This window comes from Neobacillus niacini (assembly GCF_030817595.1).
Classification (GTDB): domain Bacteria; phylum Bacillota; class Bacilli; order Bacillales; family Cytobacillaceae; genus Neobacillus; species Neobacillus niacini_G.
This window is the reverse complement of sequence record NZ_JAUSZN010000001.1, coordinates 142995-159851: the sequence shown is the minus strand read 5'-3', so window position 1 is coordinate 159851 and position 16857 is coordinate 142995. Positions and strand designations below refer to the sequence as shown.

Below are 16857 nucleotides of genomic sequence, written 5' to 3'. Positions count from 1 at the left end.
CTCTATAACTACCATAATTATTAAACTACTTACTTTAAAAACTATAGATGAGCATAATGGTTAGTTTACTGGATATACAAAGTTTGATAAACTTTTGTTGAATTACGAAAGCGTTTTCTTTTAATAGAACTGTGAGAAACGGTATGAATATGGAGGTAGGATAATGGTACAAACAAATGAATTTGCACACCGAATGGCGAGCAAGACCATCAAACTTGTCGATGCAGCAGGATATCCAGTTACAGGAAAGGAAGTATCACTTAATCTGACAAATCATAAGTTCTTATTTGGCTGCGGTATTTTCGATGCAATCGAAGTAGCAAACAAAAATGTACCAGCAGACAGACTTGCATTTTTAGAAGATAAACTGGATAAATTCTTAGATGTATTTAACTCTGCAACACTGCCTTTCTATTGGGGAACCTTCGAGCCTGAAAAAGGAAAACCACGTACAAATGAATTAAAGGCTGCAGCTCAATGGTTAAGAGAAAGAAATGTAACTGTGAAAGGACATCCTCTTTGCTGGCACACCGTCACGGCTCCATGGCTTTTAGATATGAGTAATGAAGAGATTCTGAAAGCACAGTTTGCTAGAATTGAACGAGAAGTATCAGATTTCAAAGGATTAATCGATATGTGGGATGTGATCAACGAAGTTGTGATTATGCCAATCTTTGATAAATATGACAATGGTATCACAAGAATCTCTAAAGACCTTGGTCGTGTTGGCATTATAAAAGAAATGTTTGCAAAAACGCGTGAATTTAATCATGGTGCAACACTATTATTAAATGACTTTAATACTTCTATTAACTATGAAATCTTAATTGATGGATGCCTGCAGGCTGGTATTTCCATTGATGCGATTGGCATTCAGTCACATCAGCATCAGGGATATTGGGGACGTGAGAAATTAGAAGAAGTACTAGACCGTTTCTCCCACTTTGGTCTTCCCCTGCACTTTACAGAAAATACATTGACATCCGGACATCTTATGCCTTCTGATATAGAAGACCTAAATGACTATCAGATTCCTGAATGGCCATCTACACCAGAGTTTGAAGAACGACAGGCAAAAGAAGTGGAAGAAATGTATTCGATTCTGTTTAAACATCCTCAGGTAGAAGCCATTACAACCTGGTCCTTCAGTGATGATGGTGCCTGGCTTGGTGCTCCAGCTGGATTTGTCCGAAAAGATAATAGCCCAAAACCAGCTTATGAAGTATTGAAGAAACTGATTAAAGGTGACTGGTCCACAAATGTGAAATGTAAGACAGATGACAATGGAATGGTTTCATTTGAAGGATTCCTAGGTGATTATGATCTTGTTTGTGGAGATAAGAAAGTCAGCTTTAAACTAGACAAAGTAGCTGAAACCGTACAGATTACAATCTAATTGATGTACTAAAAAAGAATTAAAGTTTACTGCCAAATTCCGTAAAGAATTCCTTTTAAAAAAGACACAAGAATTGACGTATGAATTGGCATACGTCTTTTTCTTTATATAATGGGTTTCTACGAAATTTCATTAACATTGACATAAGATCTATGATTAAGTAGGGTCCGCACTTACCGGTCAGGGGGGCAGGTTAAATTAAGCACCTGAGCAGGATAAATAGACGGAAGAATTCCGCTTAATTTGTAATTATTGTTAAAAAAAGCTTTAATAGACGGAGAGATTCCGCCTATTAGCTCAAAAAATTTGAAAATGGGAGATTTTGCATTACATAAGCGGAAATCCTCCGCTTATTTAACCCGAAACGAGCTCCATTTTGCATTTAACCGGAAAATCTCCGGTTATTATTTTACTGGTTACTCGATTAAGGACAAGTCATCTTATTTAAAGAGTAGTGAGTAAAATCCAAGAGAACCTCATTTTGATGGTTTATATAAATAAGGCTTTTGTATTCCTACTAAATAATTTTCATGTAGATTATCACGATTCCATGGCCGGCAAGCTTGCAGAAGCTACCTCCGTAGAGATCCCCCGTCGTTTATGACCCATAATCTTATTTAGGATTTGGCTGACTAGTTTCGTGAATAGAGGGTGGTCCCGGTGCCGTGGGTAAGGAAGACGGACAGGAACTTCGAGTACAATTTTGCCTTCTTCGATTAAAATGACACGGTTCGCTAGCGCTACTGCTTCCTCGACGTCATGGGTAACAAGAATCGCGGTTAATTGCTTTTCACTCCACAATTCTTCAATCAATTCATGCATTTCTAGACGTGTCAAAGCATCCAAAGCACCGAGCGGTTCATCCAGTAATAGCAGTTCCGGCTCATGAATCAAGGCTCTTGCAAGTGCTACCCTTTGCTTTTGACCCCCGGAAAGCTCAGAGGGCCAAGAAGAGGCACGGTCCGCCAATCCTACTTGTGTCAAAACTTTATCAATCTGCTCTTTCTGGGCTTCCTTTTTTAACCCGAGTGCTACATTATCATATACTTTTTTCCAAGGGAGAAGCCTTCCATCTTGAAACATAATTTTGGCCAAATCATTACGCCCTTTTAATTCTTTACCGTTTACGACTAATGCACCTGAATTGGGGGCTTCGAGTCCCGCCATAATACGCAGTAAGGTGCTTTTGCCGCAGCCGCTTTTTCCAACCACTGCAATAAACTCTCCTCGATTCACCTGTAAATCGATACTTTTTAATACCTCATTCCCATCAAATTCTTTCCGGATAGTTGAAAGTTCTAGTATCGGTTGTTTTGTTGCCATCTTCTTTGCCTCCTCTTACTTCTGATGGCTGGGATGCCATTTCAAAAATTGTTTTTCCGCTAGCTTTGCCATCACATCAGACAGCTTTCCTAATAGTGCGTAAAGCAGAATACTCAATATCACGACATCTAGCTGCATAAATTCCCTAGCATTCATGGCCAAATAACCAATTCCTGAATCAGCGGCAATCGTTTCCGCTACGATTAATGTTACCCAGGTAATCCCTAGTGCAAATCTGACGCCAACAAGGATGGATGGCAGTGCAGCGGGAAATATGACATGCCAAAACAAAGAAAATCCTTTTAGTTCATATACATACGCCATTTCAATCAAGGAGGGGTCAACCGAACGAATCCCATGGTAGGTATTGAGATAAATTGGGAAAAACGTTCCTAGGGCAACAAGAAACAGTTTCGCTTCCTCGCCAATCCCAAACCACAGGATGACAATGGGCAGTAAAGCCAAATGCGGGATATTACGGATCATCTGAATGGAAGAATCTAGCAAACTCTCTGAAATTTTGGAAATGCCATTGACCAACCCCAAAGCAAAACCGATTCCCCCGCCAATCAAAAATCCAACAAAGGCCCTTTTCGTACTGGTCCAGACATCCGATACCAGCTGGCCGCTCTTTAAGAGGTCGACTGCTGCCGTAAAGATATCTATCGGATTTGGGAGTACTCTATTGGAAAGAATCCCAATAGAAGATGAAACCTGCCAAGTAATCAGTAATACTATTGGAATAATCCATGGTAAAATCTTTTTCGTTTTCATATGCCTCCTACCTCACTGCCTTTTTTTGGGGTAAGATGTTATTCGCCATAATCTCACCAAATGGACTTACAATGGACGAAGGTCTCATTCCCTCTAGATTCAAGTGTGGGAATAATAACTCCGATACGCGGTAGGCCTCTTCCAAATGCGGATAACCGGATAATATAAACGTCTCGATTCCAATATCCTCGTATTCTTTCATTCTTTTGGCCACTGTTTCTGGGTTTCCGACAAGTGCCGTACCTGCACCGCCACGTACCAATCCGACCCCAGCCCAAAGGTTAGGGCTGATTTCTAAATGATCTCTCCTGCCTCTATGAAGTTCGGACATTCTCTTTTGGCCTACAGAGTCCATCCGGGAAAAAACCTCTTGCGAAGACGCTATCATATCATCGTCAACATACTTGATTAATCTGTTGGCTGCGTCCCATGCTTCTTGTTCTGTCTCCCTAACAATGACATGGAGGCGGAGGCCGAAACGGAGTTTCCTTCCTCGTTCCTCCGCTAATTTTTTTACGGCTTTTATTTTTTCTTCAACTTGCTTTGGCGGCTCTCCCCAAGTCAAATATACATCCACATGATCTGCCGCAATTTGCTGTCCTATTTCCGAAGAGCCTCCGAAATAAAGTGGAGGATATGGTTTCTGAACTGGAGGATATAATTGCTTTGCCCCCGAAACCTCTAAATGAGTACCTGAATAATTGGCTTCTCCTTTTTCCATCAGGTCCTTCCAAATCGTTAGATATTCATCTGTCAGCTCGTACCGTTCTTGGTGAGATAGATGGATACCATCACCCGCAAGTTCTACAGGATCGCCCCCTGTTACAACGTTAATGAGGAGTCTTCCATTCGATAACCGGTCAAAGGTTGCAGCCATACGGGCTGCATTGGTTGGTGACATAATACCAGGACGAACTGCCACCAAAAATTTCATACGTGAGGTCACTGGAATTAACGAACTCGCTACTACCCACGCATCTTCGCATGATCTTCCAGTCGGCAGTAATGCACCAGTAAACCCGAGATTGTCTACTGCTTGAGCGATTTGCTGGAGATAAGGAGTATTCACTTCTCTTCCTCCGGTCGTTACACCTAAATATCGTGAATCTCCATGCGTGGGTATAAACCAAAATACATTCATCTTTTTTCCTCCTCTTACTTTTTTGGTTTCCATTGTGCTTCGGATGTGTTTATCTCTGTCGGAATTAACTTTAGTTCGAAAAATTTATCTGCAATTTCTTGTTGATCCTTTATTCGTTCCTTTGTAATCTGTTCAATGCCAAATGCTCTGCGTCCGAGTACCACTTCCAGTGTTTCCTTATCAATTCCAATTTGCGGAGCTAAAAACTCAGCTGCCTCTGATTGGTTATTCTTCACCCATTGTTCTTCTTTCCCTAATTCCTCAATGAGGATTTCAAGGACCTTCGGATGTTTTCCGGCAAATGTTTTAGAGGCAAGGAAGAACTCACGATTGTTGACTAGCCCAGTACCATCTACCAAAATACGTGCTCCCGTTTGTCTTTGCGCTTCTGCTAAGAATGGATCCCAAATTACCCAGGCATCCACAGCCCCTTTTTCAAAGGCAGCTCTTGCATCGGCTGGAGGTAAAAAGGCCGTTTCGATATCTTCATACTTCAGTCCATTTTCTTCTAATGCTCTAACTAACAAATAATGAACATTAGACCCTTTGTTTAAGGCTACCTTTTTTCCTTTTAAATCTTTAATACTCTTAATCTCTGAATCTTTAGGAACAAGGATGCCCTCACCCTTTTGATTAGCCGGCTCATTAGCGAAATAGACCAATGGTGCGCCTGCTGCCTGAGCAAAGATAGGAGGTGCCTCACCAGTATGCCCGAAATCCAGGCTGCCTACATTTAATGCTTCTAGCAGTTGAGGACCCCCTGGAAACTCAGTCCATTCTACCTTATATCCCAAAGGCTCTAGCTTCTTTTCCAATGTTCCTTTTGCTTTTAGGAAATTTAGTGAACCAAACTTTTGATAACCGATGTGAATAGTTGTACTTCCACTCTTATCACCGGAAGCCTTTTCTGTGGAGTTTTGATTGGTGCATGCACTAAGTAAAAATAAAAACAGGGTCAAGCTAATCAGCATGAATTTATTTCGTTTTGACTTCATTGGTATACCTCCTGATTTATCTGTATTTTTTTAATTCTTAATGAAGAGATTTAAGGATGTCTGTAATTCAACCACGGATGATTCCAGTCTTTCTTTAAGTTGAAGGTCAATGAAATTTAACTGCTCACCGGAATAGCTGAACTGTGAATCAACGAGATAGACTCCTTGAGGGATTTCACGTGCGCCAAGGGTAGAAAATAAAGGTTTAAATGCATATTCTAGCGTCAACAGATGTGCAATACTCCCACCAGAGGCAATCGCCAGCACTTTTTTTCCCTCTAGACTTTTCTCCGGCAGCAAATCAAAAAAGCTTTTCAAAATTCCTGGGAAACTTGCTTTATAAACAGGACTCACCACAATCAGTGCATCAGACTGTTCTACTAACTCTTGGGCTTTCTTAATTTCTGGATGGTTAAACTGTGCATGAAGCAGGGCTTCAGCAGGCAAATCCCTAACGGAAAGCCTTTCTACCTCATTTCCCCCTTCTACGAGGATATTACTGACAAATGAAGCAATGGCTGCCGTTCGTGAAACAGTGGCAGGGCTCCCTGAAATAATTAAGATTTTAGTCATATTCATTAGCTCCTTTTTAATTGATTTTCATAAAAACAAAAAGGCCCCTAACTCTTTACTAAAGTTAAGGACCTTCAGATGTCTGATCGGTCGGCACGACTATTCGATTTGCCCCTAAATTGCTCCGGGGATAGGATGATGTTTTGTTAGATTGATTATTTTGTCTCCCTTCTTTACAGCTTTCTTAGATTGTTCCCCACATGTTTCTACTAGTAAAGGAAAACAAAATAGGCCCTGCAATATATAATCGTGTGATTTCAACATTGCAAGGCCTTCAGTGGTCTGATCGAACCTTCATTATTCCGATTGGTTAACTACGGATTAAATTTATCAAGATTTCCCAACATTGTCAACTATTTTTTTACGAGCTGAATCTTGAGTAATTCAGTCAAGATTACATGGTGGGAAACTTAATTGATAGGTTTAATCTATGGGAGAGCCAAATAGGATGTGATAAAAAAAGGCTTGGTACAGACGACTTACTTAGATATACAACGAAACCATGAAGCACTATTATTATTTCAATATATATATACAAGTACACCTTACTTGCATGAATAACCTTCTCAGGTTATTATATAAGTTTGGTAAAATCGTTTTCGTTATCATGTTTTTCTTTTTATATTCTAGGAGGAAACGAAATGAATATCATTGAGGTTCAAAATTTACGAAAAGAATTTAATTCTTATACGAGCCGGCCTGGCTTGGCTGGAGCGTTTCGCGATTTATTTACGAGAAATTATAAAGTCCATGCAGCCGTTGATAATATTTCCTTAACCGTTAAACAAGGTGAAATGGTTGGGTATATTGGAGAAAATGGTGCTGGTAAGTCAACTACCATTAAGATGTTAACCGGCATTTTAACGCCTACATCCGGTTCCATTATCGTGAATGGTATGAATCCCCACAAGCAGCGAGAAGAATTCGTGCGAACCATTGGTGTGGTGTTTGGGCAGCGGTCACAGCTTTGGTGGGATATCGCGGTTCAAGAATCCTTCCGGTTATTAAAAAAGGTATACCGAGTTTCGGATGAAGACTATGACCGTCATATGGGCCATGTGATAGAGACGTTAGAAATTGGTCCCTTACTAGATAAACCGGTACGAAAGCTGTCTCTTGGACAACGGATGCGCTGCGAATTGGCTGCCGCTCTTGTCCACAATCCTCCGCTCCTCTTTTTGGACGAGCCCACGATTGGACTAGATGTATTGGTGAAATTAAAAATTCGTAAGTTTCTACAGGAAATTAACGAACAATATAAAACCACCATTCTCTTGACGACACATGACTTAACGGATATTGAAGCCCTATGTGAGCGAGTGGTGTTATTAGATGAAGGAAAAATTATTTATGATGGCAAGCTGAATCAGCTTCAAGAACATGCGGTGGAAGGAAAACAAATCGAATTTGAATTTTTGTCAGAAGTCCCTCGCAGCTCCCTGCCTCGTGTTGAAAATCTTCAATGGGAGCAAAAGGATGCGACGACCTGGCTCGGATATATCAATGGGGATGAACAAATGGTCTCTCGATTGATCAGTGATGTTGTCCAAAGGAATCCGATTAAGAATGTTCGAATCAATGAAATTTCAACGGAAGAGATTGTCCGGAAGATCTATGAAGAAGGTATGGCCCTCACATGAGTATGTATATAGAAATGATTCGGGTTCGCTTTTTAATGATGCTCGCTTATCGGACAAACTATTATAGCGGGATATTAATATATAGCATTAATATTGGTGCTTACTATTTTTTATGGTCAGCGATTTATGGAGGAAAAGAACAGATTCAGGGATTGTCCGTCGCTCAAATGACTACGTATGTGGCTGTCGCCTGGATGGCACGAGCGTTTTATTATAACAATATCGATCGGGAAATTGCAGCTGAAATCAAAGACGGTAAAGTCGCGATTGAAATGATCCGCCCTTATAACTACTTAGGGATGAAAACCATGCAGGCACTAGGCGAAGGCGTCTTTCGCTTATTGTTTTTCTCCGTCCCAGGTATGATTATTGTGGCCATGATTTTTCCGGTCCGCTTTGATGCTAGTTTGACCACGTGGCTATTTTTCTTTATTTCGCTAGTTTTTAGTTTTATTGTCAACACGCACATCAACCTATTAACAGGTATTATGACATTCTTTTTATTTAATAACTCAGGGTTGATTCGAGCAAAACGTGTTGTAATCGATTTGTTCTCAGGTTTACTTCTCCCTATTTCTTTTTATCCAGACTGGGCTCAAACTTTAATGTCATATTTGCCTTTTCAAGCGATTAGTTATGTTCCTAGTATGATATTTACAGGAGGCTTTGTGGGGCAGGAGATTTATAAAGCTTTACTTTCACAAGTATTCTGGGTCGTCATTTTACTCATTCCAATCCGGCTATTATGGTCGTTAGCAAAAAAACACTTAATTATACAAGGAGGCTGAACCAATGTTTTATCTATCATTGTTCTTTCAATACGCCTCTCAATATTTAAAGACAAGGCTTACTTATCGTGCTGATACGATTATTGAAATTCTTTCTGATCTATTATTTCAAGCTGTCAATTTAATTTTCATCGTAATCGTATTTCGCCATACAGCCTTTTTAGGCGGATGGAACCGAGATGAAATCATTTTTATTTATGGATTTTTCCTTGTTCCTTATGCAATCTTTTCGTCCTTTTTTAACATCTGGGACTTTAATGAACGCTATATTGTTAAAGGAGAAATGGACCGTATCTTGACACGCCCGGTTCACAGTCTGTTCCAAATTATCTTGGAACGAATTGAGCTGGAATCGTTATTCGGTGCCATCACAGGCTTATTGGTAATGGGTTATGCTATTATGAATCTAGACATAAACTTTGCTTGGTACGATGTTTTGATTTTTATTGTCATGGTAATTGGTGGGGCTTTTATTTATGCCGGGATCTTTATTTCGATTGCGACGATTGGATTTTGGTCTGACAGCCGTACCGACATTATGCCCATGATGTATAATATCAGCAATTATGGCCGCTATCCGATTAACATTTACAACAAGGTGATTCAATTTGTGTTAACGTGGATTCTACCTTTCGCCTTTGTTGGTGTGTATCCAGCTTCCTATTTTTTAAATCGTGAGGAATGGTATGGATATGCCTTTTTTACACCTGTAATGGGAATCCTTTTCTTTGGTATTGCGATTCTTCTGTGGAATGCTGGAGTGAAGAGATATCGTGGGGCTGGGAATTAATATAGATTACACAGTAATTATAATGAAGTGAAAAAGCATCCAAGGAAAAATACTAACCCTGAACGGAAAAGAAGAGCTCGCCGGCTCTTCTTTTCTTTTTTACATTGATTTAAACAGTTGATTTTTATAAGCTGGTGGATGGTAAGCTGCTGATTCCCGCATTCAGGATCAAGAGATTCCGCACTTATCGGTTGGGGAATCAGATTAGATTAAGCACCTGAGCTGATAATAGACGGAAAAATTCCGCCTAATTAGTAATTATTTTAAAAAAGGCTTCCAATAGACGGAGAGATTCCGCCTATTGTCTTGAAAAATACGAAAATGGTAAATTTAGCTTAGCATAAGCGGAAAACCTCCGCTAAAATCCCCCGAAACTAGCTCCATTCTGTATTTAGCCGGAAATTCTCCGCTTATTTTACTATTACTAGGAGTATTGATAGTTTCATCGAAATAATCTCTCCTTGAATCTATCATTTATAATAAAATTTTCTGTCCGCTTCTTGTACTTTCTAAAGCTCCAAAAACCATCTCCATACTTTTGATGTTATCCGCGCAGTCCGTTTCCGCTAGACGGTTTTCCTCAATGGAGCCAAACATTTCATCAAGGCAACCCCAATGGCCTTCCCGACCTTCCCAGGTGCTAGATGCGGTCTCAAATTTTGTTTTGCTCATAAATTGTATAGGTCGAGTGGTATCCACTACTTCATAAACAGGTAGATTTGATCCATCCCAGCGCGCTGTTCCTTTGCTTCCTGTTACCCGCCAATCTGATTCCCATGAAGTATTCGACCCCTCTGCACACCAAGACCCTCGGTAGGAGAATACAGATCCATCACTCATTTCATAGATGATAATCGCTGATGCGTTTCCTTTATACCATGAGCCTGGCGGATTAAACTCGTGGCAATAGACAGAAACCGCGTCAGCCCCGGATATGAAACGTGCCTGATCAAATGTATGAATAGCCATGTCCACAATAAGCGGGCTATCCATCTCATCACGGAACCCACCAAAATGCGGCCCAAGAAAAAAGTCAGCATGTAGTGAACCAATTGTACCAATCAATCCGCTTGCTAAAAGGTCTCGCAACGCACGAATCTGTTTGTTATATCTGCGATTTTGCATGACCGTATATTTTTTTCCTGTTTCTTGAGCTACTTGTAACACCTTCCTAGCGTCTTCTAATGATTCCGCCATTGGTTTTTCCCCGAATACATTACATCCTGCTTCCAACGCAGTTGTGACAATTTGTTTATGTGCTGCAGGTATCGTGACATCAAAAACGAGGTTTGCGTTTGTTTCAGAGAGTGCTTGTGATAGATCTGAAAATAATGGCACTTGTAAATTTCTTCGTTCTGCCATTGCTTTTGCCGCATCTAAAGAGACATCAACTAATCCTACAACTTCTGCGTTATTTCGTTGTTCCGCATAATCCAGCCAGGTATTTGACATGCTCCCACACCCGGCTACAACAATTTTATGTAAAGTCAAAGAGATCTCTCCTCCTTTATTCGATGGCAAATCCTTCTACTTAATTTGGATGAAATAAAGTAATTGCATCTTATTTCATACGTTTCTCTTAAACTATCAAGAAGGTTAACAATTGTCAACGCTTTCATATTGATGTGGTGTAAAATTGTGAATTATTGCGAATCTTCACACTGTTGTTAAAAAAATCCTTCTAAATATAGATCTAATAAAAAAGCATTTCTCATCACTGGAAAATGCTTTAGGATCATGACTATTGATTATACTTAAAACCTTTCTTTGCCATTAAGATTTCCTCCTATGTACAAATTCAAAAATAGTATGCAAAAACTTATATGTAAATGATACTCTTCTTAAAAATAAAAAACTGGTCGGATATAGACCAGTTTAAGACTTATCAGATTGATAAAGATGGTGATATTGGTTAGCCAGCATATCAAATAATGGTATAAGGGTATAACCTCTACAGCATTGTTTTTAATTCAACTATTATTTTACTTCGTTATATTCCTCATCTGATACTGGTTCCAACCATTCAGGAGTACCTGCAGTGATTGCGATATGTTCAAACCAGCTGTCTTTTGCAGCGCCATGCCAGTGTTTTACACCATCATGAGTCACAATAACATCACCGGCTTTTAAAAATTGTGCAGGTTTTCCTTCTTCTTGGTACCAACCTTCGCCACCAGTTACTAATAATATTTGAAATCCATCACGATGGATATGCCAGTTATTCCGGCATCCCGGTTCAAAGGTCACATTCCCAACACCAACACTAACGTTAGGATCAGAAACTAATCCTTTAAGATAACTTTGTCCCACAAAAAATTGTGCATATGCTTCATTTTTTTCGCCCACTGGGAAAATAACGCCATTTTTTACTTCTTCATATTTCGCCATATATAATTCCTCCAATAAAAATATAAAAAGTTCCCATTCATTACCTATTATTTTAATTTCCCGCCAAATACCGGGAAGAAGCTATGCTCACCATAATTCTGGATTTGCTCTACATTCTTTAAAGTGTCCATATCTGCATCGCTGATAACAAAATCAAGCTCTGAATTGTTTCTCATGTGTTCTGGATTTGCCGTCTTAGGAATTACTACAAGACCTAGCTGGATATCATAACGTAGGCAAAGCTGAGCAACAGATACTCCATACTTATCGGCTATTACCTTAACCTCTACATTATCGAGAACTGCACCGTGTGCAATTGGTGAATATGCTTCGACCAGGATGTCATTCTTCTGGCAGAATTCAATTAGTTCCAAAGGAGTATTGCTCACATGTGCCAATATCTGATTTACCATTGGCTTTATCTCACAGTTTGCAAGAATATTCTCTACATCATCCTGAAGGAAGTTAGAAAGACCGATTGCCTTTACTTTGCCTGTCTTATAAGCATCCTCCATTGCTCTCCATACTTCTTTGTTTTCCTCGAAGTAACGGTTCTCCTCACGGAACTCCGTCCAAGGCTGTGGGCTGTGTATTATCAGAAGGTCAATGTAATCCAGTCCCATCTTTGCTAAAGACTCATTAATGGACTGCGTAACTGCATCATAGGTCTTTGCTTCTGCAGCAACCTTTGTCGTAATAAAAAGATCCTCTCTTGCGACACCGCAGGAACGGATTCCTTCGCCTACACCAGCTTCATTCATATAAGCCTGAGCTGTATCAATATGACGATATCCGATAGATACTGCATCACGCACTGCCTGTGCTGCCTGAGCATCGTCAAGCAGCTAGGTACCAAGACCTAATTTTGGAATTTCTACACCATTTGATAATTTGTAAGTTTCGTTAAACATGCTTTTGTCTCCTTTGCCTTTAATTTTCAGGAATAATTTCATTGACACAAGCTAATGCGTTAAGTGTTCTCGGAAAGCCTATATATGGAAGGCAGTGGGTGATGGCGGAAATCAACGTTTCTTTGTCGTTCCCCACATTTTTGTTACCCAGAACATGTGACTTTACTTGGCTTTCACAACCGCCAAGTGCACTGATAATACAAAGTGTCAACAACTCTCTTGATTTCAAATCAAGTGCGCCACGAGTGTAAAAGTCTCCGAAACAAAACGCAGAAAGATAATCCTGGATATGCTTTTGATTTGCTGGGGCAGCCTCACGCATTTTTGAAATAACATCACCAAAAATCTCGACTTGAGTTGCAAGTCCTTTCTCAAAACGACTATCTTCATCTACCGTCTTTTGGCTTTCTAGTGGTAAAGCGATATTCTTTGCTTTGAAAACTTCATTAAGTTCATTGATGGCGTTTAAGGTTTTAGGAAATCCAATGTATGGAGCACACTGGTAAACCGCCTCTTTGATTTCTACCGGTGTGAGCCCGACGTTCAGCGCAGCACCTACATGTGCCTTAAGCTGTGGTAACGTCTGATTCGTGGCAAGCACAACCAGAGTAATAAGCTCGCGTTGTTTGTCATCAAGATTACCTTGATAAAAAACTTCCCCAAAAATGAAGTTGCTAAGAATGTCCTGAAAATCAGGATCGGTAGCATATGAGGCTGGTACGCTCTCACCAAATAGCTGTTTGTATTTTTCCTTGCTCTTCTCAACACGGTCCATTAATAAGCCTCCTATTTGAAGTAAATCTGCTATTAGTATCCAAAAGTTAGCTAAACATGTTGCTTTAAAAATTAATATTGATTGATTAATCAACAACTGTTTATAATTATAAAAAAGTCCTTCATACTTTCAATGGTTAAATTAACGCAATTCGTTGATTACTGAACAAATCAATTAAAATTGTTGATTATTTTTAGGAAGATTGGTGAATGAAAATGCCTAAAGTAGATAGAAGAATAGCCAAAAGCCAAGTAGCGATAAAAAATGCTGTAACGGAGCTGATGTCTGAAAAAAGTTTTGACGACATTACCATACAGGATATTGCGGACAGAGCAGACGTTAATCGAGGAACCATTTATCTTCATTACACGGATAAATATGACCTCATGGATAAGATGATTGAAGAACATATAGAGAATCTAAGAGAACTATGCCAATCGGCATCTGAGATGACATTTCAAGAAGGTAATTATGTGTGGTACGAATACTTTGAGCATAACTATTTATTTTTTTCAACGATGTTAGCGAGTAAAGGGGCACCATATTTTCGTAGTCGTTTTCTTGATTTAGTTATCGAAGAGTTTAAAGCTGAAGTGGATATAGCAGTGGAAAAAAACAACGGATTAAATGAAGAAGTTATTCTTCAATTTTTTGGCTCAGCTGTCGTTGGGTCAGTAGAATGGTGGTTCAAGAATGAAATGCCTTTGTCAGCACATGTCATGGCTGAACAAACGGGGGCATTGTTAGATAGGAATTTTGAGTAATCTATCAAAGTTCCTAAAGAATTAAACCCTGAGTCCATATCTATATAGGACTCAGGGTTTTTATCTCGGAAGATTCATATCGGAGTTTTTACAGATACATCTTAACGTTATTTACTGACGAAAATGTAACCTCCAGTGATTCGGTGCGTTAGGTTCCTAATTTCTATTTTTAATCAACTTTTTCAACGTGAACAGTAAAATTGTCCTTCATTGTTTCTAGATTTTCTAGTCCTGATTCAATTTTCCCTAATGTAATAAGTCCGTTTGAAAACCCGAAATCTTTATAATATATAGCTAAATTCCCCCAAGGAGCATAATAGGCGAAATCTCCAACCGAAGGATCGCTGCCTGATGGCGCTTCTTCAGTAGAAAGTTTTTTTGAAAGGTAACTAATTTTTTCAGTTCCAGCATAATCTCCTAACGTTATTGTTAACGGCAGTTGTGATAAAAAATCTCTGCTTGTTGGATTATCATACATATTCACGATTGCTACCTCGTTGTTAAACGTCAATTTTACTTTAACATCTTCCATAAAAGCATCACCTTCATTATCAATAACCGAATCCTGGATATTCTGCTTGTGCGGTTCACTAATTATTTGTTCCTCATTTGAATTTTTGTTTGCAGTATCATCAACATTGTTTTTTTCTGTATTATTATTACTTCCGCAAGCTGTTAGAAACATTAAAATTATCAATGAATATATTAGTGACAATATAAACTCTCTTCCCATCAAAACATCTCCAGACTCAATATGAATTGGAACTGCCATAATTCATATGATTTGCTTCTCTTATAAAGCGATATCAGACTGTTTTTCTACTCTTTTTCCCTGCTTGTGAATAAATTTCAACGTATAATGTGTCCCACAAACATAGATTCCCATGATAGATAGGTGGTCAATTAAAAATCTTATAGTTGAATCAACAGATGACCAACCAAATGGATTGTAAACGAATAGTTTAGAACCCATTTCTCCCTCGAAGGAAGATCGCACCCCATAGGCAACAATTAATACCGCCAAAATACGCAACGCAATGGTACGAATACGATTAGTACTGGTTATTCCCGTCATCCTACGAAGTGAATTGAGAATCATTTCCCATGATAATCCAATATGAACAGTCATGATGATAAATCCCCAATAGGCAGTCTGTACATGTATTTGCCGTAGCATCATATCATTATCAATAGAAATAAAGGGAAATAACTCACTGGAAATGAACAGAGCACTTACGATCATCACAATCATGGTGACTAGAAAAAGCAGATTGATTCCAATTTGCAAAATCCGCCGTATATTGTGCTTTCCCTTTAAAATTGCTCTATACCAACGTCGATTTAAAAAGTTATGGACGATAAATAGGAAAAGCACCACAACTCCAACCACTTCATGGACCATATTTCCGGTAATATAGTAAGCCATTGCAATTAACATTAGAAATGTCATAACAAGATCATTGACAAGCCTGAATAATATCTTATGATTCAACGCACATTCCTCTCTTTCTATCCTAATTTAATATTGGGATGTTTCCTTAGCGGGCAGCAAATTTCTTTTTATCTCACACATCCATCAACTATTAAATTGCTGTAAATAGATCTTCCAAAGAATGTCCTGAATGATATCTACTTTTTCCTGACCTTCTATTTCATTGCTTTCTTTTTTATTCTCATTCTTTGAATCTTTCATCCCAGCAAATATCTCACTTACTTTCCAGTGGTCTGCAGGGATAGCTGCGATTGGGGTTTCTATACTGCTGCTCTTTGATTGTGAAATCTCTTCTATATCAAACTCTTTCATTTGATCCATCGAGTTCATATATTGATCCCTTTCCTGATTTGCGTGACAGGTATAGCATCGTCCAATCGCTCGGCCACCGATACCATCTTCCATAACTTCTCTGTCAGGAGTAAAAGCCTGGAATTCCCATTCCCCAGTACGCTCCTCAGGCGAGTACTGAGAACCCCAGCCCGTCCGCTTTTCCATCACTAAATAATGCTCAAGCTCTTCATCACGAAATCCTTCGAGAGTGATAACAGTACCACTCGGTAGCTCCCCTCCGTTTTGCACTGCTTCAATTGCTTCCCTACTATTTACATAGATGTTTTCATGAATATCTCCTCGATCGTAAGTGGCAAACACAATTCCCTCTTCAAGGTCTTCAGGGAATTTAACAAGGTGAGCCCCAGATCCAATCTCAGCGTATTCTTGATTCTGTTGAGAAGTATCCTCTTGACCCTGTTGGGAAGTTTCCAAAGATTCATTATCATTGTTACTGCATGCAGTAAGGATGAGGGCTAGCAACAATGTAAATGAATGAAATAATCTTTTTTTCATACTGTTTTCTCCTCTCCCACTATTAAAAAGGCTCATTTTCAGCTGTTCTCGGAAAATTTTTTTCATGTACCTTTGTAATGAATAAAATAATGTACATTTCCCGATGGAAAAGGAAATGACACACGATTGGCAGTTTTATTAATCTCACAAGCTATTAAGTAATCACCACTGCCGGACGTGGCGTGGAGAGTAGTTTAAAAATATTCCACTGGCCTTACCATTAATAATTCCAACGTTTAAAGGAACGATACCGTGTGT

Annotated in this window: 17 protein-coding genes; 5 read left to right on the top strand and 12 right to left on the bottom strand. The window is 39.2% G+C overall.

Annotated elements, in window-relative coordinates; genetic code table 11:
* The first annotated feature begins 163 nt into the window (after window positions 1-163).
* Window positions 164-1396 carry an endo-1,4-beta-xylanase gene (locus QFZ31_RS00940; protein ID WP_307300079.1) on the top strand — a complete coding sequence of 411 codons (1233 nt, stop codon included), beginning with the start codon at window positions 164-166 and terminating at the stop codon, window positions 1394-1396.
* 540 nt (window positions 1397-1936) lie between these two features.
* Here the strand turns inward: QFZ31_RS00940 and QFZ31_RS00935 are convergent.
* The 5 genes from QFZ31_RS00935 to ssuE are packed head-to-tail and all read right to left on the bottom strand — an operon-like array spanning window position 1937 to window position 6202.
* On the bottom strand, window positions 1937-2719 hold the full coding sequence (locus QFZ31_RS00935; protein WP_307300077.1) for an ABC transporter ATP-binding protein: 783 nt from the start codon (window positions 2717-2719) through the stop codon (window positions 1937-1939).
* 15 nt (window positions 2720-2734) lie between these two features.
* Complete coding sequence (gene ssuC / locus QFZ31_RS00930; protein ID WP_307300075.1) at window positions 2735-3493, bottom strand: aliphatic sulfonate ABC transporter permease SsuC; 759 nt, start codon at window positions 3491-3493, stop codon at window positions 2735-2737.
* A gap of 7 nt (window positions 3494-3500) precedes the next feature.
* Window positions 3501-4634: an FMNH2-dependent alkanesulfonate monooxygenase gene (ssuD, locus tag QFZ31_RS00925; protein ID WP_307300072.1), complete on the bottom strand. Its 1134-nt coding sequence runs from the start codon at window positions 4632-4634 to the stop codon at window positions 3501-3503.
* 14 nt (window positions 4635-4648) lie between these two features.
* Window positions 4649-5629: a sulfonate ABC transporter substrate-binding protein gene (locus QFZ31_RS00920; protein WP_307300070.1), complete on the bottom strand. Its 981-nt coding sequence runs from the start codon at window positions 5627-5629 to the stop codon at window positions 4649-4651.
* A gap of 30 nt (window positions 5630-5659) precedes the next feature.
* Window positions 5660-6202, bottom strand: a complete 543-nt coding sequence (ssuE, locus tag QFZ31_RS00915; RefSeq protein WP_307300068.1) for an NADPH-dependent FMN reductase — start codon at window positions 6200-6202, stop codon at window positions 5660-5662.
* Between the two features lie 641 nt (window positions 6203-6843).
* On the opposite strand from ssuE, the gene QFZ31_RS00910 reads away from it, so the two are divergent.
* From QFZ31_RS00910 to QFZ31_RS00900, 3 genes are read left to right on the top strand one after another with little or no spacing between them, the layout of a single operon-like run.
* Entirely contained in the window at window positions 6844-7842 is a 999-nt protein-coding gene (locus QFZ31_RS00910) for an ATP-binding cassette domain-containing protein (RefSeq protein ID WP_307300066.1), read from the top strand.
* A complete protein-coding gene (locus QFZ31_RS00905) occupies window positions 7839-8630 on the top strand; it encodes an ABC transporter permease (RefSeq protein WP_307300064.1) in 792 nt (263 codons plus the stop codon). The genes QFZ31_RS00910 and QFZ31_RS00905 overlap by 4 nt, the downstream gene beginning before the upstream one ends.
* Window positions 8631-8634: 4 nt before the next feature.
* Window positions 8635-9420, top strand: a complete 786-nt coding sequence (locus QFZ31_RS00900) for an ABC transporter permease (RefSeq protein WP_307300063.1) — start codon at window positions 8635-8637, stop codon at window positions 9418-9420.
* A gap of 474 nt (window positions 9421-9894) precedes the next feature.
* Here the strand turns inward: QFZ31_RS00900 and QFZ31_RS00895 are convergent, their stop codons facing one another.
* From QFZ31_RS00895 to QFZ31_RS00880, 4 genes are all read right to left on the bottom strand, one after another.
* Window positions 9895-10911 (bottom strand): Gfo/Idh/MocA family protein, encoded by a 1017-nt coding sequence (locus tag QFZ31_RS00895; RefSeq protein WP_307300061.1) that lies wholly within the window; start codon window positions 10909-10911, stop codon window positions 9895-9897.
* Window positions 10912-11397: 486 nt separating this feature from the next.
* Window positions 11398-11808 carry a cupin domain-containing protein gene (locus tag QFZ31_RS00890; RefSeq protein WP_307300059.1) on the bottom strand — a complete coding sequence of 137 codons (411 nt, stop codon included), beginning with the start codon at window positions 11806-11808 and terminating at the stop codon, window positions 11398-11400.
* A gap of 47 nt (window positions 11809-11855) precedes the next feature.
* Window positions 11856-12653: an aldo/keto reductase gene (locus tag QFZ31_RS00885; RefSeq protein ID WP_307311298.1), complete on the bottom strand. Its 798-nt coding sequence runs from the start codon at window positions 12651-12653 to the stop codon at window positions 11856-11858.
* Window positions 12654-12738: 85 nt separating this feature from the next.
* The gene (locus tag QFZ31_RS00880; RefSeq protein WP_307300058.1) at window positions 12739-13494 is read right to left on the bottom strand and encodes a carboxymuconolactone decarboxylase family protein; all 756 of its coding nucleotides are present in this window, start codon (window positions 13492-13494) and stop codon (window positions 12739-12741) included.
* A 215-nt stretch (window positions 13495-13709) separates the two neighbouring features.
* On the opposite strand from QFZ31_RS00880, the gene QFZ31_RS00875 reads away from it, so the two are divergent.
* A complete protein-coding gene (locus QFZ31_RS00875) occupies window positions 13710-14258 on the top strand; it encodes a TetR/AcrR family transcriptional regulator (RefSeq protein WP_307311295.1) in 549 nt (182 codons plus the stop codon).
* 169 nt (window positions 14259-14427) lie between these two features.
* On the opposite strand, the gene QFZ31_RS00870 is transcribed toward QFZ31_RS00875, so the two are convergent.
* From QFZ31_RS00870 to QFZ31_RS00860, 3 genes are all read right to left on the bottom strand, one after another.
* On the bottom strand, window positions 14428-14991 hold the full coding sequence (locus QFZ31_RS00870; protein WP_307300057.1) for a cyclophilin-like fold protein: 564 nt from the start codon (window positions 14989-14991) through the stop codon (window positions 14428-14430).
* Between the two features lie 60 nt (window positions 14992-15051).
* On the bottom strand, window positions 15052-15750 hold the full coding sequence (locus QFZ31_RS00865) for a DUF4405 domain-containing protein (RefSeq protein WP_307300056.1): 699 nt from the start codon (window positions 15748-15750) through the stop codon (window positions 15052-15054).
* Between the two features lie 84 nt (window positions 15751-15834).
* Window positions 15835-16599 (bottom strand): cytochrome P460 family protein, encoded by a 765-nt coding sequence (locus tag QFZ31_RS00860; protein WP_307300054.1) that lies wholly within the window; start codon window positions 16597-16599, stop codon window positions 15835-15837.
* Window positions 16600-16857: the final 258 nt, after the last annotated feature.

What these genes read in the sequence shown, in the direction of transcription:
- QFZ31_RS00940 (WP_307300079.1), top strand. Translation starts at nt 164, where the DNA reads ATGGTACAAACAAATGAATTTGCACACCGAATGGCGAGCAAGACCATC.
- QFZ31_RS00935 (WP_307300077.1), bottom strand. Translation starts at nt 2,719, where the DNA reads ATGGCAACAAAACAACCGATACTAGAACTTTCAACTATCCGGAAAGAA.
- ssuC (WP_307300075.1), bottom strand. Translation starts at nt 3,493, where the DNA reads ATGAAAACGAAAAAGATTTTACCATGGATTATTCCAATAGTATTACTG.
- ssuD (WP_307300072.1), bottom strand. Translation starts at nt 4,634, where the DNA reads ATGAATGTATTTTGGTTTATACCCACGCATGGAGATTCACGATATTTA.
- QFZ31_RS00920 (WP_307300070.1), bottom strand. Translation starts at nt 5,629, where the DNA reads ATGAAGTCAAAACGAAATAAATTCATGCTGATTAGCTTGACCCTGTTT.
- ssuE (WP_307300068.1), bottom strand. Translation starts at nt 6,202, where the DNA reads ATGACTAAAATCTTAATTATTTCAGGGAGCCCTGCCACTGTTTCACGA.
- QFZ31_RS00910 (WP_307300066.1), top strand. Translation starts at nt 6,844, where the DNA reads ATGAATATCATTGAGGTTCAAAATTTACGAAAAGAATTTAATTCTTAT.
- QFZ31_RS00905 (WP_307300064.1), top strand. Translation starts at nt 7,839, where the DNA reads ATGAGTATGTATATAGAAATGATTCGGGTTCGCTTTTTAATGATGCTC.
- QFZ31_RS00900 (WP_307300063.1), top strand. Translation starts at nt 8,635, where the DNA reads ATGTTTTATCTATCATTGTTCTTTCAATACGCCTCTCAATATTTAAAG.
- QFZ31_RS00890 (WP_307300059.1), bottom strand. Translation starts at nt 11,808, where the DNA reads ATGGCGAAATATGAAGAAGTAAAAAATGGCGTTATTTTCCCAGTGGGC.
- QFZ31_RS00880 (WP_307300058.1), bottom strand. Translation starts at nt 13,494, where the DNA reads ATGGACCGTGTTGAGAAGAGCAAGGAAAAATACAAACAGCTATTTGGT.
- QFZ31_RS00875 (WP_307311295.1), top strand. Translation starts at nt 13,710, where the DNA reads ATGCCTAAAGTAGATAGAAGAATAGCCAAAAGCCAAGTAGCGATAAAA.
- QFZ31_RS00870 (WP_307300057.1), bottom strand. Translation starts at nt 14,991, where the DNA reads ATGGGAAGAGAGTTTATATTGTCACTAATATATTCATTGATAATTTTA.
- QFZ31_RS00860 (WP_307300054.1), bottom strand. Translation starts at nt 16,599, where the DNA reads ATGAAAAAAAGATTATTTCATTCATTTACATTGTTGCTAGCCCTCATC.